The 464-nt window shown below is 66.4% G+C and carries 1 protein-coding gene; it reads left to right on the plus strand.

Annotated features, from left to right (window positions below; all coding sequences use genetic code 11):
* On the plus strand, positions 1–331 hold a 331-nt coding region (locus MKK75_RS06285; protein ID WP_244041758.1), incomplete at its 5' end, for a DUF6894 family protein.
* Positions 332–464 lie beyond the last annotated feature (133 nt).

Below are 464 nucleotides of genomic sequence, written 5' to 3' on the forward strand. Positions count from 1 at the left end.
TTGGCTGATCGACCGTAGGCGCCGGCGGCTGGGTGAGGCGAGCGCTCCCGCCTGCGACGCGGAGGGCCTGATGCCCCGCTACTTCATCGACACCTTCGACAGCATTGTCGCCATAGATGACGTCGGCCACGAGTTGCCGGATGAGGCTGCTGTGCGGGAGGTTGTCCGCAAGACTTTGGCCGACATGCTCGGGTCCGAGCATAAGGCACGGCCGGCTGCTCAGTACCGGGCCGAGGTTCGCGACGAAGCTGGCCAGAGCATACTGACCGCCTCTGTGCTCATCGCCATCGCTAAGGCCCAGGAGCGGAAGGCGGCCGCAGCTGCCGCGTAGCTCAGACATTCGGCGAGGCGCGACGGAAGCGCGCTTGCCCCGGCTGATTGTAGCAAGGGAATGGGCGCCACCACCGTCCTCGCCAGCTCTGCTGCCGGCCTCAAACTGCTCAAGCGGCGCCTCGATGCTTTGC

Origin of the sequence: Methylobacterium sp. J-030, assembly GCF_022829545.1 — a bacterium.
Classification (GTDB): domain Bacteria; phylum Pseudomonadota; class Alphaproteobacteria; order Rhizobiales; family Beijerinckiaceae; genus Methylobacterium.